The organism is Enterocloster sp., from assembly GCF_057861365.1.
Window position 1 is genome coordinate 250,729 of the sequence record NZ_DBMACH010000003.1, and the last position, 22,147, is coordinate 272,875.

Sequence of the window (22,147 nt, forward strand, 5' to 3'; positions counted from 1 at the left end):
CCTTTATTTCTCGTATAAAAACTTCTCCGGCAGAGTTACATGAAAATCCTTTGCCAGATCCCTGAAATTCTGAGGAGTGATGGTCTGAAGCTTATCCGGGCGCATGGACAGCATCTTAACCAGAATCTCCGCAGATTTTTCTACGGTATGCATCAGTCCAAAGGTGATGTCAAAGTCCTCGCCTGCGGCAAAGGTTCCATGATGCGCCCAAATAGCCACATCATACTGTTTCATAAGCTCACTGGTAGCCACCGCGATATCCCGGCCGCCGGGAACCATCCAGGGCACAACGCCGATACCGGCAGGGAATACGACCGGACATTCCGTTGCCATTTCCCAGAGCTCTCTTGTAAATACCTCATCCTTCAGAGGCAGTACAAAGGTGAGGGCAATCACATTCACCGTATGGGCATGATAGATTACCCGGTATGCACCGTTTGTTGCGATTTTCTTTACTTCATGGTTCATCAGGTGGGAAGGGAGCTCGCTGGTTGGCTTTCCGCCGTTTACTAACCCCCATACGATGCGGTAATTCTCTCCTGCCTGATCTAACTCGATCATGCAGATGGAATCCTCAGGCTTAATAATTACATTTCTGAGATACTTTCCGCTGCCTGTTACAAGGAAATACTCTCCGCCCAGAGCTGGAACTGTAGTTCCGATGGGACGCCATTCCTTTGGCTCTAATTCTTCCTTTACGCTCTCTACTTCCTCATCCTTTACACGGTAGGATATATTTCCTCCATTTCTCTCATGCCATCCCTGCTCCCAGCCGTCGTTTGCCATGCGGATAAAACCCTGAACAAATTCTGCATCTAAAAATCTCATTTTCAATTTCCTCCTTATTTTCTCTGTGACAGTACGTCTTTCTCATATATTTTTACTTTTTCAAACCAGCTCTGGTCACTTTCCACACCGCACTGACGGCAGTATTCATTCCATACATCGCCCAATGGATACAGCTTTAACTCCTCCTGCATCATCATAAGCTCTGTCATGCGGTTCTCATCCTGAAGCTCCTTTAACAGAGCTGCCGGCGTAAGAAGTGCGGACAGCAGTGCTTTCTGGAAGCTTCTAAAGCCCACAGCCCATGCAGAAATACGGTTGATGCTGGCGTCAAAGTAATCCAGCGCAATATAAACACGGTCTAAGGCGTTATTTCTTACGATCTCCTTTGCGATTTCCTTTGTCTCATCATCAAAAATCACCACATGGTCGCTGTCCCAGCGCACCGGACGGGTCACGTGAAGGGCAATCTCCGGGAAGAAGCAAAGAAGGGCGGGAATCTTGTCAGAGACCATCTCTGTAGGGTGATAATGTCCGTTGTCCATTAAGGGCAGTACTCCTTTATGGGTTGCTGCAAAGGAAAGGGCAAATTCGGCGGAGCCTGCCGTATAAGATTCAACGCCGATACCGAATACCTTGGACTCTACACAGGGCTTAACAAGCTCTGGATCGTACGGCTCTGATAAAATCTCCTCAATTGATTCCTTATAGCGCATTCTGGGGCCCATCCGGTCTGCAGGCACATCCTTAAAGCCGTCGCCTGTCCAGATATTCATTACGCATGGAACTCCTGTCTCCTGAGCGAAATACTGGGAAATACGGATGCAGGCCTTTCCATGGCGGATCCAGAACTCCCTCGTTTCCTTATCAGGACTGGATAAGGTCTGTCCGTCCTTTACCTTTTCATGGGAGAAGAAGGTAGGGTTAAAATCAATGCCCATATTGTGCTTTTTGGCAAATTCCACCCACTTCGCAAAATGCTTTGGCTCTAGCTGATCCCTGTCTGTATTCTCCCCCTCCTCAAAAATGGCATAGCTTGCATGGAGGTTTAATTTCTTTTTGCCCGGCATCAGGCTCATAGCCATCTCCATGTCATCCATCAGCTCCTGAGGCGTTCTGGCTCTTCCCGGATAGTTTCCTGTGGTCTGGATACCGCCGGTTAGGGGGCCGTCCTGATCAAAGCCCTTTACGTCATCTCCCTGCCAGCAGTGAAGGGAAACAGGAATGTTTTTTAAGGTCTGGATCACCTGGTCTGTGTCGATTCCCAGGCTTTTATACATCTCTTTTGCTGATTCATAGCGTTCTGTCTGATTCATAACAATTCTCCTTTCGATTGATTCTGGTTATCATTCCGGCATATATTCATGGATGGAAAATGACGTTCCCACACACCTGCGGGCCTGTTCTAAGGTGTCAAATTCTCCTTTTTGAATCATCTGAGCCATCAGATTTCCGATGGCCGTGGCTTCTCCCGGCCCTGCAAGCACCCGGCGGCCAGATTTCTTAGCAGTCAGGCGGTTTAAATACTCCGCATTGGAACCACCGCCCACGATACAGATGGTATTATAATGACTGCCCGTAAGGCCTTCGATTTCCTCTGCGGTCTCTCTGTAGCTGTCGCTTAAGCTTTCATACACCACTGCGGCCAGTTCATCCGGTGTTTCAGGAACCGGATGCCCGGTCTTTGCACACATTTCCCGGATCGCCCGGATCATGGAATCCGGCGCTAAGAATACCGGATCATTTACGTCCACTCTGGAGGGGAAATCGCTGCGCCTGGAAGCCATGGCGCACAGCTCTGCAAAAGAATACTTATTTTCCAATTCCTTTCTCACAGATTGGATCATCCACAGTCCCATAATGTTTTTCAGATAACGGTAACGATATTCATATCCGCCCTCATTGGTGAAATTCCGTTTCCGGCTCTCTTCGGTACAGATGGCTGTTTTATTTTCAATCCCCATCAAGGACCAGGTACCGGAGCTGATATAGAGGTTTTTATCGCCCTCACCAGGCAATGCCATAACAGCAGAGCCCGTATCGTGGGTAGCGGGAAGAACTACTTCGCAGGAAAATCCCACCTCTTCTTCTATTTCTTTTGTAAAGCTTCCCACCAACGTTCCCGGCTGGCTTAAGGGAAGGAACATTTCCTGAGGATATCCCAGGCGTTCAATCAGCTCCCGATCCCAGTCATTTGTCTGTGCATTTATCAGCTGAGTCGAGGTTGCATTGGTGTACTCCGAACATTTCTGTCCTGTGAGCAGAAAATGAAAATAGTCCGGCAGCATTAAAAAGTTTTTTGCCGCCTTCAGGTGCTCCGGATTATTTTTCTTTACTGCCATCAGCTGATAAATGGTATTAAAGCTCTGCTTCTGGATTCCGGTGCGGCTGTAAAGCTCTTCTTCCGAAATGATCTTATATACATCCTCATCCACTCCCTGAGTGCGGCCGTCACGGTATCCATAGGTTTTTCCCAGTACCTGATCCTTTTCATCCAAAAGCACATAATCCACGGCCCAGGTGTCAATTCCCATAGATACAGGGATCTTTCCCAGTTCCTTACATCGCTTCATTCCTGTCTTGATTTCCTCAAACAGCGCATCCAGATCCCAGCACAGGTTTCCTTCCCGGTCCTTCATGCCGTTTTCAAAGCGCCAGATTTCCTCCAGGATCATTTTCCCGTTCTCTATATGCCCAAGCATATGACGGCCACTGGAAGCTCCGATGTCTATGGCCAGATAATAGCGTTCCATAGCCCTCCTCCTTTTACCGTTTCATCACACGTTTTGTCATGGCTTTATTGTACCTGAAGGCAGCGGGCAAAAAAAGAACGGTTTTTGGCTAAAAAACTGTCCTTATTTGCAGAGTTGTGGTATACTGTGAACAGCAAAAATGCCTTCTGCAGACAGATAAGGGGAGTATTTATGAATGAACGGCTTTTGAGGGAACTGAGCCATATTACAGAAGAAGAACAGGATATCCTTGATGGAAAAACAGGCATAGACCGAACCCTTTATTCAGAAGGCTCTGATTTTGTGATCACCAGCGAAAAGATGCTCAAAGAGGGGCGGCTGATCCAGTTCCGCCCCCACACCCGCTTTGTCTATTTTCCCAGACACACTCACAACTACGTGGAGATGATCTATATGTGTTCCGGTTCTACCACTCATATCATAAATGGCACAGAACTTATCCTTCAAAGAGGGGAGCTTCTGATTTTAAATCAGCATGCCTCTCAGGAAATCCTTCCTGCCGGGAAAGAGGATGTGGCCGTCAATTTCATCATTCTGCCGGAATTTTTTGATCAAACCCTTGCAATGCTTGGCTCCGAACAGAGTATGCTGAGGGATTTTGTGGTAGGCTGTCTCCAGACTGCAGACTCTCCCCTGTCCTATCTGCATTTTAAGGTTTCCGACATCCTCCCCGTCCAGAATCTGCTGGAAAATCTGCTCTGGACCCTTTCCCATGAGCTTCAGAATAAACGGCTTATGAACCAGATCACCATGGGGCTTCTCTTTCTGCAGCTTTTAAATTACACTGACCGTATTCAGGCCGGACGCACCTCATTTGAGCAGGAAATTCTCATGCAGGTCTACCAGTATGTGGAGGAGCACTATAAGGACGGAGAGCTGACTTCTCTTGCCGCACGGCTTCACTGCGACTTAACCTGGCTGTCCCGGGCCATCCGCCGTCTCTCCGGCTGCACCTACACAGAGCTGGTTCAAAAAAAGCGGCTGAACCAGGCCTGCTTTCTCCTGCGTTCCACCGCTCTGTCCGTGCTGGATATCAGCATGGCTGTGGGGTATGAAAATTTCAGCTATTTCCACCGGATTTTTAAGCAGACCTTTGGCCAGACTCCCAGACAATACCGGATGGCGTTAAAAAAAGAACCGGAGGAGGGTTAAATCCCTTCCCCGGCTCTTTCTCTTTATTTCAGGAAGCCATTTACGATCTGGGCCTCTGCCTCTGCCTCTGTCAGTCCCAGAGTCATAAGCTTTACGATCTGCTCGCCTGCGATCTTTCCGATGGCAGCCTCATGGATCAGGGCCGCATCAATATTATCAGCCACCAGACCGGGAACTGCTACGATTTTGGCATCGTCCATGATAATGGCGTCACACTCTGTATGGCCGCTGCACTTTGCATTTCCGATCAGATTGGACTTGAATATCTGTTTTGAGTGATCCTTTGCAACAGAACGTGAAACCACGTCTGCGCTGGAGCCGTCTCCGTTTAATTCCACATCATAGGTACTTTCTGCCACCTGATCTCCATGGGTTAAAAGGCGCTCGCGGACCAGAAGCTTTGCACCTGCTGCCAGTACGGCCTTGTTAGTGCGGTTGGTGGAATCTACGCCCTTGATCTGAACCATTTCCATTTCCATCAGGCTGTTTTCTTCCATATATACTTCAGAAACGGGATTTAACAAACGTTTTCCTTCCCCGGCTCCCTCGCCATAGTGCTTTTCTACGTATTTAACCTTAGCATTTTTACCTACAAAGAAGCGGTGTATACCGTCATGCTCCGAATCCTGGACTCCGCAGTTGTGGATGCCGCAGCCTGCCACGATCACCACATCAGCATCATCCCCGATATAGAAGTCATTGTAAACCACTTCCTTTAAGCCGCTGGCGCTTAATACCACCGGAATATGCACGCTCTCATGCTTTGTACCCGCCTTAATACGGATGTCAATTCCCGGCTTGTCCGTCTTTGTGGTAATGTCAATATTGGCGGTTGTATTTCTTCCTGCCATCTGGCCGTTGGCACGAATATTGTAAGCTCCCTCCGGCACTCCGTGAAGGTCAGCCACTTCCTCTAATAATCTCTCTTCGATCTGATCCATCCTTATGTCCTCCCTTACTGCACGGAATCAAGGAAACCGGAGCAGGCATCCACTGCAGAAGCCGTTCCCATGATCTTTGGCATGATCTCATCCCTTGTACCCTGATCTACGATTTTTCCGTCTGCGATCACAACGATCTCATCGGCAATATTTAAAATACGCTCCTGATGGGAAATGATCAGGATGGAACCCTTTGTATTCTGGCGCATACGCTCAAATACCTGAATCAGGTTCTGGAAGCTCCAAAGGTCGATTCCTGCCTCAGGCTCGTCAAATACAGACAGCTTTGCCCCTCTTGCAAGAATGGTGGCAATCTCAATGCGCTTTAATTCGCCTCCTGACAGGCTGCCATTGACCTCACGGTTAATATAATCCTTGGCACAGAGTCCTACCTCGGATAAATACTGACAGGCCTCGGACACGGTAAGCTTCTTGCCGGAAGCCAGACGGAGAAGATCGATCACCTGAACTCCCTTAAAGCGAACCGGCTGCTGGAATGCAAAACTGATACCCATCTTTGCACGGTCTGTAATGCTCTTTTCTGTAATGTCCTCCCCGTCAAACCAGATCTTTCCCCCTGTGGGATGCTCGATTCCCATGATCAGTTTAGCCGTGGTGGATTTACCGCCACCGTTGGGTCCTGTGATCACCACAAATTTCCCATCATCTACTGTCAGGCTTATATCCTTGATAATGCCCTTTTCTCCTTTGTCGTCATTTACTTCAAAGGAGAGATTTTCCAATCTAAGCATAATGACACTCCTACCTCTCTTTTCGTCCCGTTTTAAGGCCAGCCGCATCTGCGGCAAATGGCCACACAACTTACAGTATATACTATTTATGGACAAATTACTATTATAATTTACCTCTTAGGGTAAAAAATGTCTGCTGCATTTATCACATAGCAAAACAGGAAGCCAGTTTTCTGGCTTCCTGCTCATATCCTGCAGAAGAAGGGAGTCGAACCCTCAAGGTATTACTACCACACGGACCTGAACCGTGCGCGTCTGCCAATTCCGCCACTTCTGCATTTTCTGTTTTTGCTGTTTAGCAGTAATTCTTACTGGCTGTCTCAGCAACGAAGACTATTATATCGGATAGCAGCGGATTTGTCAACGACTTTTTTAACTTTTTTGCGCCATTTTTTAACAGATTTTTTGCCGCTTTTTAGCCTTTATTATCTTCCATGCTCCGTAATTAACATTGCAAGCCATCAATCTAACAGCTCCATCAGCTCATAGACCCTCTCTCTGGTAATCTCCATTGCCTTTAAACTGTATGCCATGAGCTGCATACTTCCTCCTTCAAACTCCTTTCCGGCCTCATCTGCATCCGTTTCCTTGTCTTGGATCCAATCCCGCTACCCTCTCCCTCATCCGAACTGCCAGATCCTCTCCCACAAAGCCATAAGAATGGACTGAATTCACAACAACATAATTTCCTCTGTTTACAATGGATTTTCATATTCCATCTCCAAAATGTCCACCTGATAGCTGTTTTCATCCAGCCGGACAGGAGATCCAAGACGGCCTGTGAACACAGACTCATATATGGTTCCCTGCGGATTCTCTTCTCCGATTTCTCCCATATTGGCATCCTCAAATCGTCCCGAAAAGCTGCCGTCTTCCCGGATCTGAAGCTCCGTCCTCCATGCACCTGCACCGCTTGAAAATATAAACATCGTATTTTTAAACTCTGAAAAAAACTCTGCAGATGCGGTAGTTTCCGAACCCTCTGCTCTTTTTGCGGCTTCCGGGACTGCTATCTCCGCTGTTTCCGCTGCCGCTGTTTCTTCTTTTCCACAGCCCGCCGTCAAAAGTCCTGCTGCCAGAACTGCACATACAGCCCTCATATAGCTTCTGCTTTTACCATCCATACACATTCTCCCTTTCAGTTAAAAAGGGCAAAGCCAAAACAGCTCTGCCCTCTTAAAAAATCTTCTATTTGCTTTACGCCCTCAGCTCAATTCCAAGATCCTTAAGGCCATTTAAGATCTTATTCATCACCGCTGTGACTTCCTTCTCTTCCAGAGTGTGATCCTTAGCTCTGAAAGTAATGGAGTATGCCACGGACTTATGGCCTTCCAGTACCTGTGCTCCCTCATAAATATCAAACAGCTTGCAGCTCTCTAAGATCTTTCCGCCTCTCTGGCTGATCACATCCTCGATCTGCCCTACCAAAACTGCCTTTGGAACAACCATACTGATATCTCTGGTAACAGCCGGGAATTTGGCAATTCCGGTGTACTTCCGGTCAAAGGTGGTAAACTCTGTCATTGCGGGCATATCAATAACTGCTACATAGGCTCTGTCGCCGATCTTATAGTTTTCAGCCACCTCCGGATGGATCTCACCCAAGAAGCCCACGGTGCGGCCCTCATAAACGATATCTGCCTTTCTGCCCGGATGCAGGTAAGGATGGTCGCCCTTTGGATCGTAATGAACCTTCTTATCCATTCCCACCTTGTCGAAGAATTCCTCTACCACGCCCTTCATATCAAAGAAATCTCCGCTTCCATACATACCCAGAGTAAACTGCATCCGCTCATCGGGAAGCTCGGTTAAAGGAAGTGCCTTGGGACGGTATACATTTGCCAGCTCATACAAACGCACCTCTTTGTTGCGGCGGTTGTAGTTGGTGGATAATGATACCAGCATACCGTTTAAAGGCAGGGTACGCATGATGCTGAAATCCTCGCCCAGAGGATTGGAAATGGTAATGGCCTTTCTTAACTCACTGTCCTCAGGAATTAAAAGCTTGTCAAATACCTTTGGACTTTCAAAGGAATATGTCATACCCTGGGAGAAGCCGCAGAATTCTGCTGTCTCTCTTGCCATATCCTCGATCATCAACTTATAGGAAAGCTTTCCTGTGGTTGCTTCACCGGATGGAAGTGTGGTCGGAATCTTGTCATAGCCATAGAATCTTGCCACTTCCTCTGCCAGATCTGCCATACGAAGAAGATCCTGACGCCAGCTTGGAGCGACTACCTCACCGGAAGCCTCATCATAGCCCAGGTCTATTTTCTCAAAATATGCCAGCATATCTTCCTTTGAAATATCGGTGCCGAGAAGCTTATTGATCTTTTCAGGCTCAAATTTGATCCTTGTCTCCCCTCTCTTTACAGGATAAACATCAATCATTCCGCCTACAACCTCTCCAGCTCCCAGCTCTTCGATCAGCTGGCAGGCACGATTTACAGCCTCTTCTGCAGTGTTGGGATCCAGTCCCTTTTCATACTTGCCGGACGCATCGGTGCGCAGGCCCAGCTTCTTTGCGGAAAGACGGATATTGGTGCCGTCAAAGCAGGCGCACTCAAATACCATAGAGGACACATTGTCTGTGATCTTGGAGTTTTCGCCTCCCATGATACCGGCGATTCCCACCTGCTTTTCACCGTCATTGATCATTAAAATGGTAGAATCCAGTGTTCTGTCCTGTCCGTCCAGAGTCTGGAATACATCCCCCTCAGAAGCACATTTTACCACGATCTCATGACCTGCCAGCTGGTCATAGTCAAAGGCGTGCATGGGCTGTCCGTACTCTTCCATCACATAGTTGGTGATATCCACGATATTGTTGATGGGACGGATTCCGCTGGCAGCCAGACGGCGCTGCATCCACTCCGGTGAAGGAGCCAGCTTGATATTCTTTACCATTCTGGCACAGTAGCGCTTACACAGGTCTGTATTTTCCACACTCACCTTTAAGTAATCGTGAATGTCCTCATTGTTGCCCGTAGCTGTAACCACCGGCGGGAAGAAGGGCTTGCGGAAGGTAGCGGCTGCCTCTCTTGCGATTCCCACTACGCTGTAGCAGTCTACACGGTTGGAGGTAATCTCGTATTCAAACACCACGTCTCTCAGACCCAGGATCCGCACTGCATCGTCGCCGGGAACACTGTCCTCGGGGAGCAGGTAGATGCCGCTTTCAGGGGCATCCGGATACATATTCCGGTCAGCGCCCAGCTCTTCGATGGAGCACATCATTCCAAAGGACTCCACGCCTCTTAATTTGCCCTTTTTAATTTTAATGCCTTCCTCCGGAAGGGGGCCGCCGTCATGGCCTCCTGCTACTCGTCCGCCGTCCAGTACCACCGGTACCTTTGCACCGATGGAATCCTTTGTAATATTTGGCGCTCCGGTTACGATCTGTACGGGCTCTGCTTCCCCTACGTTGACCTGGCACACGACCAGCTTGTCAGCGTCCGGATGACGTTCTACGGAAAGAACTTCTCCTACTACGATCTTTTCCAGATTTTTATCTAAACAGGTAAATCCTTCAACCTTGGTGCCTGTCAATGTCATCGCATCTGTATACTCCTGGGCAGCCACATCCAGGTCAGGAACATATGCTTTAATCCATGATAATGCTGTATTCATGTCGGTTCTCCTTTTTATTTATGATGGAACAATTAAAACTGCTTTAAGAAGCGGATATCATTTTCATAGAGAAGGCGCATATCGTCGATCTCATATTTTAACAGGGCAATTCGCTCCAGGCCTACGCCGAAAGCAAAGCCTGTATATTCCTGGGGATCAATGCCGCACATCTCAAATACATGGGGATGTACCATACCGCAGCCTAAAATCTCAATCCAGCCGGAGCCCTTGCAGAAACGGCAGCCTTTTCCGCCGCACTTAAAGCAGCTTACGTCCATCTCGGCGCTGGGTTCGGTAAATGGGAAATGGTGGGGACGGAATTTAACCTTTGTATCCTCGCCGAACATCTCTCGTGCAAACTCTGCCAGAGTTCCCTTTAAATCGGAGAATGTAATATTTTTATCAATAACCAGTCCCTCGACCTGATGGAAGGATGGAGAATGGGTTGCATCCACCTCATCGGAACGGAATACGCGGCCCGGAGAAATCATACGGATAGGAAGCTTACCTGTTTCCATGGTTCTGGCCTGTACCGGGGAGGTCTGGGTACGGAGCACAATGTCCTTGCTGATATAGAAGGTATCCTGCTCATCCTTAGCCGGATGGTTTGGCGGGATATTTAATTTGGTAAAGTTGTACTCATCATACTCCACCTCAGGGCCTTCTACTACCTCGTAGCCCATGCCCACGAAAATCCGCTCCACTGCCTCTAATGCAATGGTATTTGGATGGCTGTGGCCTACGCTGTTCTTCTTTGCAGGAAGGGTAACGTCAATAACCTCTCTCTTTAACTGCTCTTCTCTGGCCTTCTTTGCCAGGGCAGCCTTTGCTTCCTCTAAGCGGCCCTCGATCACAGCTCTGGCTTCATTTACCAGCTGTCCCACCTTTGGACGGTCTTCCGGAGCCACATCCTTCATGCTCTTTAAAAGGCTGGTCAGCTCTCCCTTCTTTCCAAGATAAGCGACACGGATGTCATTCAGCGTATCAAGGCTCTCAGCGGAAGAAATCTGCTGCAGCGCCTCTTCTTTGATCTTCTCTAACTGCTCTTTCATGGGTTCTCCTTTTCTGTTCTCTTTTAAATAAGTGTACGGTTCTTTTCGCGGAAATGTTTGCTGCCATAACAAAAAACCGCCCCTTCAGATTCCTGAAGGGACGGATCAAATCATTCCGCGGTACCACCCTGATTCCTGCAATACAGATACTAAGCCAAGGCTTTCTATCCTTTGCAGACACTTAAACACGCTTAACGCACGCCTACGTCACAGGCTGCGAGCAGACGCCCTTTCACCCATGCAGCTCCGGTGGGAAATTCAGCGCTTATGTGAACTCGGGAACGCTTCCAGCCGACGACCTTCCCTCTCTGTGAGAACATAAGTACCTACTGTACACTCTCATCGCTTTTAGATATAAAATCTACTGTAAATTTTAGCCGTTTCATCTAGAAAAGTCAACCCCCATTTTTTCCTGCGTTTTCACATTTTGCACCAGTCGCTGGAGTTAGGTTCTCCTATGACCGGAAACCGGAGTCCAGCACACCAAACTCCAGAGGCCGGTGCAGAGTACAGAAACTCATTTTTCATTTGACCTTTCTCTCCTTTCCAGCTATCATAGAACCATCATTTTCACAAAAGAAAGGATGATTTCCATGAAATATACCTGTACCATCCCCTGCTTTGACTTAGAGCAGACCGCTCTCTCCGGTCAGTGTTTCCGGCTGATGCCAGGAAAAGAGCCCGGACTGTGGTCCGTGATCAGCCAGGGGAAGCTTTTATCCATCAGGCAAAACGATTCCCAATTCACCTTTGAATGCGAAGAAGGTTCTTTGGAATACTGGCTGTCCTATTTTGATGTGTCCACAGACTACCAGGCCATGATTGATTCCATAGATCCGGATGATACTTATCTTTTATCTGCCGCCAAAGCAGGTGCAGGCATTCGTATTCTCCGTCAGGATCCATGGGAAATGATCATCACCTTTGTTATCTCCCAGCAAAAGACCATCCCGGCCATCCGCTCCTTAGTTGAAGCTCTGTGCCGTAATTATGGAACGCACATTGAACGCACATTGCTCGCATCCTCAAAGCTTTCTGAAGCCGGTCCCTCCCCCTTTGCCTTTCCTACGCCGGAACAGTTAAGCCGCGCCTCATTGGATGACCTGCTGGCACTGAAGCTGGGATACCGGGCAAAATATATCCACCGGCTCTGTCAGGACGCACTGGAAGGAAGCCTGAACCTGGATCTTCTGTCCTCCCAGAACTATAAAGAGGCCATAGATTATCTCACCAGCTTTTATGGAATCGGTAAAAAGGTAGCGAACTGCGTCTGCCTCTTCGGTCTCCATCATATTGATGCATTTCCTGTCGATACCTGGATCCAGAAAATCCTCATGGAACATTATTTTGACGAAAAAAAATACCGCCGCATCCCCAAATCCCAGCTGTTTGACCGAATCATCGAAGATTCCTTCGGATGCTATCCGGGCTATGCAGGGGTAATGCAACAGTATATTTTCAACTATGAGAGAAATGTAATAGGAAAAAACCAGACTTAAAGCTCCTGAGGGTTTCCGGCCTCAAATATTTTCCATCCGTCCCTTCCCTTTCCCACAGCCATTTCCCGGATATATTCTCCATCTCCGCTTAATTGTCTGTTTTTAATGGCCTGGTCTGTCCAGGTCTGATGAAAGACCACACGGACTACACGGTATTCCTCATATCCCAAAAGGGCTGCTCTGCCGTCATAATACTCTTTGCTTCCCGCATATTCCTCCTCCGGAAGCGTTTCAAAGCTGTGGATCAAATAATCTTTTATGTAGGAGCCGCTTCTAAAATCCTCCTCCTGTTGGGGAAAATTCATAAACTCTGCCTGATCCTTTGAAAGAAGGCTGCTGCATTCCTCATACTGAGCCATGGCGTGATAGCGGAAAAACAGACCTGCTGTCATTTCGGCCTCTCCCTCAGGCATCTCTTCAAAGCGGATATGGCGGGGATTTTCCGCTGAAATCGTATATTCTTCCGCCAGACGGTTCTCCTGGCGGTTCCGGTTCACCCAGGCCACGGCAAACATAACTCCCAGACAGATCAATGTCATTCCGCAGATTTTAAGAGCTTGTCCCGATACCTTCTGCGGCCGTTTTGGTGCCTGATCTTTTTTTATATCCTTCTGTCCCACGTTCGACAGAACCTCCTTTTTATTATGGCAATTCTTCTGTCCGGCCTTTATCCCCGGGCAGACAGCTGCTCTTTCTTCCACTTCCAGCAGACTCCGTTATCCTTCATGCATCGGGATAATCCCTCTGCCGTATCCCCAAGGAAAATCCCCAAGGCTTCTATTTTACCTGTATCGATCGTCAGATTTCTGGGGAGCGAACGAAAACGATCCCTGTCCGCTTCCACCTTTGGCAGCACTCCTGTTTTTACAGATACTGCCTGAGCAAAAATCCCGGCGGTTTCCCAGGTGCTTCTCTGATTCCTGCTCCCGAAATTATAGATTCCTCCCGGCAGTTCCATCACCTGCTCCATAGCCCGGATCACATCCCACACATAGGTGATGCCTCTGTAATCATGGATCGGGCTTACAATCACCTTTCCTTCCCCGGCGGCTGCAAACATCTGTCCTAACAGCCCGGTTCCCGGCGTCCTTTTCGGAACCGGATAATCATACATCCAGGTCAAACGCAGACAGACCGCCCCTTCTGCCAAAGCAAGCGCTGCCTCCTCTGCCCGTTTTTTATCCCTTCCATACACATTCACCGGCTTCACCCGGTCTGTCTCACGATTCGGCTCCAGAGTATCTGTTCCCGCATAAACCTGATCCGAACTCATAAAGATCAGCCTGCAGCCGCTCTCCCTGCAGGCTCTTGCTATATTTTCTGTTCCCTGAACATTGATCCGTCCCGAAGCCAGGGGATCCGCCTCACACTGTCCCGTATTAGACAAGCCTGCACAGTGCAGCACTGCCTGAGGACGAATCGCCTTAAAAAATGCAGACACCGCCACCATATCTGTAATATCCAGCTCCTCATGGGTAACCGCTACCGTCTCATACCCATCCTTCCCCTCAAAATATTCCGCAAGTCTCGACCCCAGAAATCCTCCTGAACCCGTGATCAAAATCCGTTTTTTCATTCTATAACCAATAGCCTTTCTTCCTCATAAGCCTTACCCAGTCCCCGGAAATCCCACGTCATCCGGCAGTCCCAGGTAAAAATATATCTACCATTATACCCATACTCCCCCCCAGAATCTTTGCGATTTTCTTAATTTTTCTCAAAAATTCAGGACGGCGCGAAATCGTGCAGAAACAGCCCCGTCAAGCTTGCTTGTAAGGAGCTGTTCCTGCACGATTTCACATCGGATGAACATCCGATGCTTCTTGACCCGCAAGCGGGTCAAGAAGATCCCCGCCCGATCCCTAAAAAACCAGCTCCCGCATCCCCTCGCTCCCAAAGATAAAGCTTTTCCCCTTCCGCATCCCCCCCCTCCAACAACATCCTCCCCACAAAAAAAGAAAACCGCCCCCAAAACGTCTCTCGTCATCCTCACACAAAACCATCCAACAAGAGCAATTCCAGGGCGGTCTCCCGCTCACATCAGTCAAAGCACGAAACGCGCCTGCACTCAGCGCATCTCATCTTCATTTTTCAAAAAATTCTTTAAACCCCTTCTTCTTAGGCTTCCCTTCCTCCGAAGCCACCCCATTCATAGCTTCATCAAACCGCTTCAGGGCCTCCTTCTGAGCCTGGGTCATTCTCTCAGGAACCTGAACCACTAAAGTCACATAGTGATCCCCTCTCACATTCCGGTTTCTTAAGGAAGGCACCCCCTTCCCCTTCAGCCGCACCTTCGTATCAGTCTGCGTACCAGGACGAACCTCATACTCCACTTCTCCGTCCACTGTCTTAATCCGGATCGTACCACCTAAAGCCGCTCTTGCAAAGGAAATCGGCACGGTAGAATAAATGCTTGTATCCTGACGCTTAAAGATCGGATGCTGGGAAACAACTGCCTCCACTAGCAAGTCGCCTCTCTCACCGCCGTTGATACCGGGCTCTCCGCCTCCGGCCATACGAACGCACTGACCATTGTCAATACCGGCAGGAATGGACACCTTAAACTTCTTGCGGACTGTCTTATACCCCGTACCATAGCAATCCGGACACTTTTCCTTGATCACCTTGCCTGTGCCGCCACACTCCGGACAGGTCTGTACATTCTGTACCTGTCCAAAGAAGGACTGCTGGGTATACATGATCTTACCCTTTCCATTACATTTTGTACAGGTCTGGGGCGACGTACCCGCCTTTGCGCCTGTTCCGTTACAGGAAGAACAGGTCTCCTTAAAATTAATCTCAATTTCCTTCTCACAGCCGAACACAGCCTCTTCAAAGGTGATCCTCACTGCGGTTCTTACATTTGCGCCCCTTGAAGGACCGCTTCTTCCTCTGGAGGAACGGCCGCCGCCAAAGATATCTCCAAAAATATCTCCAAAAATATCTCCCATATCCTGACCGCCAAAGTCAAAACCGCCGAAGCCGCCAAACCCTCCTGCGCCTCCGCCTCCCTGCTCAAAGGCGGCATGGCCGAACTGGTCATACTGCTGGCGCTTCTGAGGATCGCTGAGCACGCTGTAAGCCTCAGATGCCTCTTTAAATTTGGCCTCTGCCTCCTTGTCTCCGGGATTGGCATCCGGATGATATTTTTTGGCGAGCTTTCTGTATGCCTTTTTCAGGGCATCGTCATCCGCGTCTTTGGAAACGCCCAGAACCTCATAGTAATCTCTCTTACTCTCTGCCATGTTGTTTACCTCTTACATATCTATCAGAACATTTTCTCTTAAATAAAATATCCCCGGACAGACCTTTAGGTCCGGCCAGGGGGCATCTCGCCCAATGGACCGGACCTCTGGCCTTACGGTTTTATATAATGGATTCCCGCCCTGCTGCAGGCGGGAATCCTTTCTCCTTACACTTCCTTAAAGTCTGCGTCTACTACATCATCATCCGGTCTGGAGCCGCCTGCTGCGCCGCCCATGTCAGGGCCTGCACCTGCTGCTCCTGCCTGCTGTGCCTGCTCATATACCTTTGCAAAGAGCTTCTGAGCGCTGTTCATCAGCTTCTCCTTGCCGGACTTGATATCCTCTACCTGAGCATCGGTCATCTGATCTACCGGAGCACGGTTGATTGCTTCCTTCAGTGCATTTAAGTCTGCCTCTACCTCTGCCTTATCATTGGCATCAATCTTGTCTCCAACCTCTTCTAAGGCCTTTTCAGTCTGGAATACCATGGAATCGGCGTCATTTCTGGCGTCAATGGCTTCCTTGCGCTTCTTATCCTGAGCCTCATACTCAGCAGCTTCCTTTACAGCCTTGTCGATATCAGCGTCAGACATATTGGAGCCGGAGGTAATGGTGATGTGCTGCTCTTTTCCGGTTCCCAGATCCTTTGCAGATACATTTACAATACCGTTAGCGTCGATATCGAAGGTTACCTCGATCTGAGGGATACCTCTTCTTGCTGGCGGAATTCCATCCAGACGGAACTGTCCAAGAGTCTTGTTATCTCTTGCAAACTGACGCTCACCCTGTACCACATGGATATCAACAGCAGTCTGATTGTCAGCAGCAGTAGAGAAAATCTGGCTCTTCTTGGTAGGAATGGTTGTATTTCTCTCGATCAGTCTGGTAGCTACGCCGCCCATGGTCTCAATGGACAGGGACAGTGGGGTAACATCCAGAAGAAGGATATCTCCGGCGCCTGCATCGCCTGCCAGTTTTCCGCCCTGGATTGCAGCACCGATGGCTACGCACTCATCCGGATTTAAAGACTTGCTGGGCTCTTTGCCTGTGATCTGCTTTACCTTTTCCTGTGCAGAGATCATACGGGTAGAACCGCCTACTAACAGCACCTTTCCAAGCTCAGAAGCAGTGATGCCTGCATCCTTTAATGCATTCTGTACCGGAATTGCGGTGCGCTCGATCAGGTCATGGGTCAGCTCGTCAAATTTTGCTCTGGTTAAGTTCATATCCAGATGCTTTGGTCCCTCTGCAGTTGCAGTGATGAACGGAAGGTTGATATTGGTAGTAGTAGCGGTAGACAGCTCCTTCTTTGCCTTCTCAGCTGCTTCCTTTAATCTCTGAAGAGCCATCTTATCAGCGGAAAGATCTACGCCCTCTGCCTTCTTAAACTCAGCGATCATCCAGTTTGTAACTGCATTGTCAAAGTCATCGCCGCCAAGATGGGTATCGCCATTGGTGGAAAGAACCTCGATTACGCCGTCACCGATCTCGATAATAGAAACATCAAAGGTACCGCCGCCTAAGTCGTATACCATGATCTTCTGCTCATTTTCATTGTCAAGGCCGTAAGCCAGCGCTGCCGCTGTAGGCTCGTTGATGATACGCTTTACTTCCAGACCTGCAATCTTTCCTGCGTCCTTGGTTGCCTGACGCTGTGCGTCATTAAAGTATGCGGGAACAGTGATAACAGCCTCTGTTACTGTCTCGCCTAAGTAGCTCTCTGCATCTGCCTTCAGCTTCTGAAGGATCATGGCAGAAATCTCCTGTGGTGTGTACTTCTTTCCGTCAATGTCCACCTTGTAGTCTGTGCCCATATGGCGCTTGATGGAAGAAATGGTGCGGTCTGCGTTTGTAACTGCCTGACGCTTTGCTGGCTCGCCTACCAGTCTTTCACCTGTTTTTGTAAATGCCACGATAGATGGTGTGGTTCTTACGCCCTCTGCATTTGCGATAACGGTTGGCTTTCCACCTTCCATAACGGCAACGCAGCTATTCGTTGTACCTAAGTCGATACCAATAATCTTGCCCATAGTTATTTCCTCCTGATTTGATCAATCTATAAAATATTTTAGTTTGCAACTTTAACCATACTGTGTCTTACAACGCTGTCCCGGTACATATATCCCTTCTGGAGCTCCTCCGCAACGATATTTTCTCCCAGGCTCTCATCCTCCACATGCATCACTGCATTGTGGAAATTGGGATCAAATTCCTTTCCGGCTGCCTCAATGGGCTTTACTCCGGCTTCCTCAAAGACCTTCTGGATCTGCTTGTAGATTTTTTCCATGCCCTCTGCAATGGGATCTTCCTTTTTATCCTCAGGGATTACTGCCAGGCCTCTCTCAAAATTGTCGATCACGGGAAGGATGCGCTCAATGATATCTCTGGCGCCCATCTCATACATGGAAGATTTCTCCTTTTCCGTTCTCTTTCTGAAATTTTCAAATTCAGCCATCTGGCGTTTTACCCGGTCGGTCAGCTCCTCGATCTTTTCATCTCTCGGATCCTTCTTTTTCTTAAAGAAACCTCCCTTTGACGCGTTATCCGCAGCTTCTTCTGTCTGAGTCTCTGCTTCCGCAGTTTCCTCTTTGACAGCGTCTGCCGCTTCCTCTGTCTCCGGAATATCTGTTACTTCTTCCTTCTTATTATCTTCACTCACTGCTTATCACCTTTCATCCTTTTTAAATGCTGCATCCAGCTGGCTCATCAGATTCCGCAGCGTTCCAAGGACCTTTTCATAATCCATACGCTTCGGTCCGATAATTCCGACTGTTCCCCGAAGTCCTCCGCCCAGATCGTAATTGGCTGTAACCACGCTGCAGTCCTTCATGGACTGAACCGGCGTTTCATCACCGATATAGACCTGGATCCCGGCGTCACCGCCGTTTTCCGTATTGACCTCGGAAACAAACTCCTGAAGCATTTCCTTGTGCTCCAGTGTCCCGATCAGCTTGCTGGCCTTATCGCCTTCTGAAAGCTCCGGATACCGAAAAATATTCGTAGCCCCGCTGGTATAAATCTGAAGATCTTCTCCGCCGGCCTTGATCGCTTCCGCAACCTCGTTTAAGACCAGCTCCACCACCTGGCTGTGAATGCCTGCATCCTCCTTCAGACGACTGATGATATCCAGATTGATTTCTTCAATCGTCAGCCCGTTTAAGCTGCTGTTTAACAGGATGTTCAGATTCAAGAGTTCCTGTTCCCCCAGCTCTTCCGCAATATCGATCATGGTATTTTTAACGATATTTCCTTCTACCACAACCACTACCAGAAGCTTATGTGCCTCTACTCTGGACAGCTGGATAAATTTCAGCTTTGTCTTGTGGTAGCTGGGGCCGCTGATCATGGCCGCATAATTGGTATTGGCCGCCAGAACCTGAGCCATCTTTTTAAGGACCAGTTCCAGCTTATCAACCTTCTGAACCATCATATCCTTAAATTCTGTAACTTCATTGTCCTTTTCCTGCATGATCTGGTCTACATAGAACCTGTATCCCTTATCGGAAGGAATACGCCCTGCGGAAGTGTGGGGCTGAATGATATATCCCATCTCTTCCAGATCTGACATCTCGTTACGGATGGTGGCAGAACTCAGTTTTAATTCTGAATACTTGGAAATGGTTCTGGAACCAACCGGTTCGCCTGTCTCCAGGTAGGTTTTGATGATCGCCTTTAATATGGTGATCTTCCGGTTATCCAGCTGTGTATCCATCGTTTCCTGTCACCTTCCTCTCCTGCGATTATTAGCACTCAATGCTTTGGAGTGCTAACATCTACATTTCATAATATATTCCTTTCTCTCTGTTTTGTCAAGGGATTTTTCATTTTTTTCATGATCTTATTTCCTGTATATACAGTTTTCTCTTGACAAAAGTCCTCTCTGCCTTTATTCTGGACATAGATTCATTTTTATTTCACAAATCAGAATTTCTGTCTGTTTTGTAACCTTCTAAACATTCTTTTATATACGTTTCAGATCCTGTTCAGGAATGATATCCGGACAATATTTTTCTTACCTGCTATGAAGCTGCCTTTTGCAGTTTACATAAATATAATGTACTAAGGGGGTATACATTTGGTATACGACGTATTTCTCAACAAAATCAAAACGGGCATGGAACAGGCCCTGGGAAAGGAGTATGAACTGAGCCTGCACAGGATCACCAAAAACAACGGCCTGATTCTGGATGGTCTGTGCATTTCCAAAGACAAAAATCCGGTAGCTCCTGCTATTTATCTCAATAACTGCTACCATCAGTATCTGGAAGGCTGCTCTTTGGAGGAAATCACTCAGGAGCTTTTGGAACTGTACCGCTCCAATGAGGCTTTGCCCACCATTCATCCGGCCCGGCTTTCCGATTACAGCGCCATGAAATCCCGGACCGCCTGCCGCCTTATAAACACGGCTGCCAATGAAACACTTTTGCAGGATATGCCTCATATTCCATGGAACGATCTTTCCATCGTATTCTACCTGTTTCTTCAGGAAAATGATACCGGTATAATGACTGCCGGAATCCATACCTCTCATCTGAATACCTGGGGTATTTCCCAGGATGAACTCTTTCAGGCTGCCATCTCCAATGTTTCCCAGCTCTTTCCTCCGTCCATTACCAGTATGGACTGTATTTTAGAGGATCTGACAGACTCCGTCCCCGACCTGAACAGACAGGCCATGACCCCTTTCTATGTTCTTTCCAATACCTGCGGAATCAACGGAGCAATCTGTATGCTCTATCCTGATGTTCTTAAACATTTCTCAGAAGGGATTGAACGCGACGTGCTGATTCTTCCCTCCAGTATCCATGAAGTTCTGCTTCTTCCCGATGAAGAAGACATTTCTTATGACGAACTCAGCCAAATGGTAGCCCAGATCAATGCCTCCGAGGTTCTGCCTCAGGACCGCCTCTCCAACCAGATCTATCGCTACAGCCGGAGATCTGATTCGATTGAGATCGTATCTTCCTGCATGCTTCCCCTCAATTAAAGCATACAAAAGGAGCTGCTGTACGAACCCTTTCATCCGTTACAGCAGCTCCTCTTTTTACCTATCCTTTATACAATCCTTACTGAACCCAGGCTCCCGATCCGTCTACATATCTTCCATCCGGTGTCCAGGTATTTCTAAACATCACTCCGCTTCCGCCCATATAGTACCATCTGCCATTCACAGACTGCCATCCGGTTGTCATAGCGCCGCTTCCATCCAGATAATACCACTGTCCGTTCTGCTCCAGCCATCCTGTCTGCATTACGCCGCTGCTGTTTAAATAATACCATCTGCCGCTTACATACTGCCAGCCCGTCTGCATCTCACCGCTTCCATTGAGATAATACCACTGTCCGTTTACATTCTGCCAGCCGGTTGTAAGAGCACCATTGGAACCAAGATAATACCACTGACGGTCTACCTTCTGCCAGCCAGTAAGCATATATCCGGAACGGTCAAAGAGATACCACACTCCATCGATCTGTTTCCAGCCATCTGCCGGATAACCGCCTGTAGAGTAAGAATACCACCAGCGTCCGCCTTCCTGTACCCAGCGTCCGCTTCCACCGTAAGAACCTGCCTCATCCTCATCTACATACAGGGAAGAAGAATCCTCAGACCACTCGCCTGCCTTGTCATTATAGCTTGCAATAGCTCTCACACGGAAGGTATAATCTCCTTCTTTATTAAAATATCCGGAAAAGTCAAAATACGTATTAGATGTATTGACAGTTGTAACCGTTTTGTCATCTCTTAACAGCTTTACATCATAGCTCTTGGAACCCTCTACCTCGTCCCACTCAGCCGTGCTGTCATTCCAGTCCAGATTATCAGCAGCCTCCAGCTTGCCTCCGATACGGTCCAGCTCTACCGTCACTTCCATATAATCGCCGTCATCATAAATTTTTGCCTTTTTAAACTCAGCGTCACAGCCGCTTATCTTAAAGTGGCTCTTGCTGGTATAGGAAAAACGGTATCCCTCAGAAGCAGAAAGTTCTACCTTTACCTCGGGAACATCTCCTACCGTCCAGACATCCTTATCCTCCAGATTCGTGTACTCTACGGAATCCACATCATATGAATCGTCTCTGGCCCTTACGCTGATATCACCAATATCATCTCCGCTCTCCGGCTCCTTATCATAAGAAAATTCCAAACGCACTGTATCGATCTTCTCCGTGCCCGCATAGACCGGAAATACAGCCATAGCTGACAAAAACGCTGCCATTGCCAGGGAAAACATTTTCTTTGTATACATATACCTCTCCTCCTTATATTTAAGATTCGTTTTGTTTCTTTTGTATGATTTTATTATAAAGGAAAGTTTGGATTTATGCAATTTCATAA

The 22,147-nt window shown here is 48.1% G+C and carries 19 protein-coding genes, 1 tRNA gene and 1 other annotated feature; of the genes, 3 read left to right on the plus strand and 17 right to left on the minus strand.

From position 1 onward, the window contains the following. Window positions 1–3: 3 nt before the first annotated feature. Genes rhaD through rhaB form a run of 3 tightly spaced genes read right to left on the minus strand, consistent with a single transcriptional unit; the run spans window position 4 to window position 3,539 of the window. Entirely contained in the window at window positions 4–828 is an 825-nt protein-coding gene (rhaD, locus tag ACZM6M_RS05200; protein ID WP_066547224.1) for a rhamnulose-1-phosphate aldolase, read from the minus strand. Between the two features lie 14 nt (window positions 829–842). Further along, window positions 843–2,102 carry an L-rhamnose isomerase gene (locus ACZM6M_RS05205; RefSeq protein WP_418926667.1) on the minus strand — a complete coding sequence of 420 codons (1,260 nt, stop codon included), beginning with the start codon at window positions 2,100–2,102 and terminating at the stop codon, window positions 843–845. Between the two features lie 30 nt (window positions 2,103–2,132). Then, the gene (gene rhaB / locus ACZM6M_RS05210; RefSeq protein ID WP_489489846.1) at window positions 2,133–3,539 is read right to left on the minus strand and encodes a rhamnulokinase; all 1,407 of its coding nucleotides are present in this window, start codon (window positions 3,537–3,539) and stop codon (window positions 2,133–2,135) included. 171 nt (window positions 3,540–3,710) lie between these two features. On the opposite strand from rhaB, the gene ACZM6M_RS05215 reads away from it, so the two are divergent. Beyond that, window positions 3,711–4,691 (plus strand): AraC family transcriptional regulator, encoded by a 981-nt coding sequence (locus ACZM6M_RS05215; RefSeq protein WP_066547215.1) that lies wholly within the window; start codon window positions 3,711–3,713, stop codon window positions 4,689–4,691. A gap of 23 nt (window positions 4,692–4,714) precedes the next feature. On the opposite strand, the gene ACZM6M_RS05220 is transcribed toward ACZM6M_RS05215, so the two are convergent. The 7 genes from ACZM6M_RS05220 to pheS all read right to left on the minus strand — a co-directional run bounded on the left by ACZM6M_RS05220 (window position 4,715) and on the right by pheS (window position 11,066). Next, entirely contained in the window at window positions 4,715–5,632 is a 918-nt protein-coding gene (locus ACZM6M_RS05220; RefSeq protein ID WP_489489848.1) for a SufB/SufD family protein, read from the minus strand. Window positions 5,633–5,646: 14 nt separating this feature from the next. After that, window positions 5,647–6,384 (minus strand): ABC transporter ATP-binding protein, encoded by a 738-nt coding sequence (locus ACZM6M_RS05225; RefSeq protein WP_296039156.1) that lies wholly within the window; start codon window positions 6,382–6,384, stop codon window positions 5,647–5,649. Window positions 6,385–6,577: 193 nt separating this feature from the next. Next, window positions 6,578–6,661 (minus strand) — tRNA-Leu (locus ACZM6M_RS05230). A gap of 184 nt (window positions 6,662–6,845) precedes the next feature. After that, window positions 6,846–6,983 carry a lysozyme inhibitor LprI family protein gene (locus ACZM6M_RS05235; RefSeq protein ID WP_167544894.1) on the minus strand — a complete coding sequence of 46 codons (138 nt, stop codon included), beginning with the start codon at window positions 6,981–6,983 and terminating at the stop codon, window positions 6,846–6,848. A 96-nt stretch (window positions 6,984–7,079) separates the two neighbouring features. After that, window positions 7,080–7,508 (minus strand): hypothetical protein, encoded by a 429-nt coding sequence (locus tag ACZM6M_RS05240; protein WP_066547209.1) that lies wholly within the window; start codon window positions 7,506–7,508, stop codon window positions 7,080–7,082. A 73-nt stretch (window positions 7,509–7,581) separates the two neighbouring features. Beyond that, window positions 7,582–10,014, minus strand: coding sequence for a phenylalanine--tRNA ligase subunit beta (gene pheT, locus ACZM6M_RS05245; protein WP_337434660.1), 2,433 nt, complete (start codon window positions 10,012–10,014; stop codon window positions 7,582–7,584). A 32-nt stretch (window positions 10,015–10,046) separates the two neighbouring features. Continuing rightward, window positions 10,047–11,066 (minus strand): phenylalanine--tRNA ligase subunit alpha, encoded by a 1,020-nt coding sequence (gene pheS / locus ACZM6M_RS05250; RefSeq protein WP_066547203.1) that lies wholly within the window; start codon window positions 11,064–11,066, stop codon window positions 10,047–10,049. 93 nt (window positions 11,067–11,159) lie between these two features. Continuing rightward, window positions 11,160–11,418 (minus strand) — a binding site (T-box leader). A 241-nt stretch (window positions 11,419–11,659) separates the two neighbouring features. Here pheS and ACZM6M_RS05255 point away from each other — a divergent pair. Then, on the plus strand, window positions 11,660–12,565 hold the full coding sequence (locus tag ACZM6M_RS05255) for a DNA-3-methyladenine glycosylase family protein (protein WP_337434661.1): 906 nt from the start codon (window positions 11,660–11,662) through the stop codon (window positions 12,563–12,565). On the opposite strand, the gene ACZM6M_RS05260 is transcribed toward ACZM6M_RS05255, so the two are convergent. The 6 genes from ACZM6M_RS05260 to hrcA form a co-directional block, all read right to left on the minus strand. Next, complete coding sequence (locus tag ACZM6M_RS05260) at window positions 12,562–13,266, minus strand: hypothetical protein (protein ID WP_337434662.1); 705 nt, start codon at window positions 13,264–13,266, stop codon at window positions 12,562–12,564. The two genes, ACZM6M_RS05255 and ACZM6M_RS05260, sit on opposite strands and share 4 nt — an antisense overlap. Then, on the minus strand, window positions 13,233–14,141 hold the full coding sequence (locus tag ACZM6M_RS05265) for an SDR family oxidoreductase (protein WP_337434663.1): 909 nt from the start codon (window positions 14,139–14,141) through the stop codon (window positions 13,233–13,235). Before ACZM6M_RS05265 ends, ACZM6M_RS05260 begins: the two co-directional genes overlap by 34 nt. Before the next feature lie 508 nt (window positions 14,142–14,649). Further along, a complete protein-coding gene (dnaJ, locus tag ACZM6M_RS05270) occupies window positions 14,650–15,810 on the minus strand; it encodes a molecular chaperone DnaJ (RefSeq protein WP_066547191.1) in 1,161 nt (386 codons plus the stop codon). Between the two features lie 167 nt (window positions 15,811–15,977). After that, entirely contained in the window at window positions 15,978–17,840 is a 1,863-nt protein-coding gene (gene dnaK / locus ACZM6M_RS05275; RefSeq protein ID WP_337434664.1) for a molecular chaperone DnaK, read from the minus strand. A 38-nt stretch (window positions 17,841–17,878) separates the two neighbouring features. Continuing rightward, window positions 17,879–18,469, minus strand: a complete 591-nt coding sequence (gene grpE, locus ACZM6M_RS05280) for a nucleotide exchange factor GrpE (RefSeq protein WP_337434665.1) — start codon at window positions 18,467–18,469, stop codon at window positions 17,879–17,881. A 6-nt stretch (window positions 18,470–18,475) separates the two neighbouring features. Further along, window positions 18,476–19,522, minus strand: a complete 1,047-nt coding sequence (hrcA, locus tag ACZM6M_RS05285) for a heat-inducible transcriptional repressor HrcA (RefSeq protein ID WP_337434666.1) — start codon at window positions 19,520–19,522, stop codon at window positions 18,476–18,478. A gap of 363 nt (window positions 19,523–19,885) precedes the next feature. Between hrcA and ACZM6M_RS05290 the strand changes: the two genes are divergently transcribed. Beyond that, window positions 19,886–20,797, plus strand: coding sequence for a DUF5688 family protein (locus tag ACZM6M_RS05290; protein WP_337434667.1), 912 nt, complete (start codon window positions 19,886–19,888; stop codon window positions 20,795–20,797). 79 nt (window positions 20,798–20,876) lie between these two features. Here the strand turns inward: ACZM6M_RS05290 and ACZM6M_RS05295 are convergent, their stop codons facing one another. After that, window positions 20,877–22,058: a cell wall-binding repeat-containing protein gene (locus ACZM6M_RS05295; protein ID WP_296039061.1), complete on the minus strand. Its 1,182-nt coding sequence runs from the start codon at window positions 22,056–22,058 to the stop codon at window positions 20,877–20,879. Window positions 22,059–22,147: the final 89 nt, after the last annotated feature.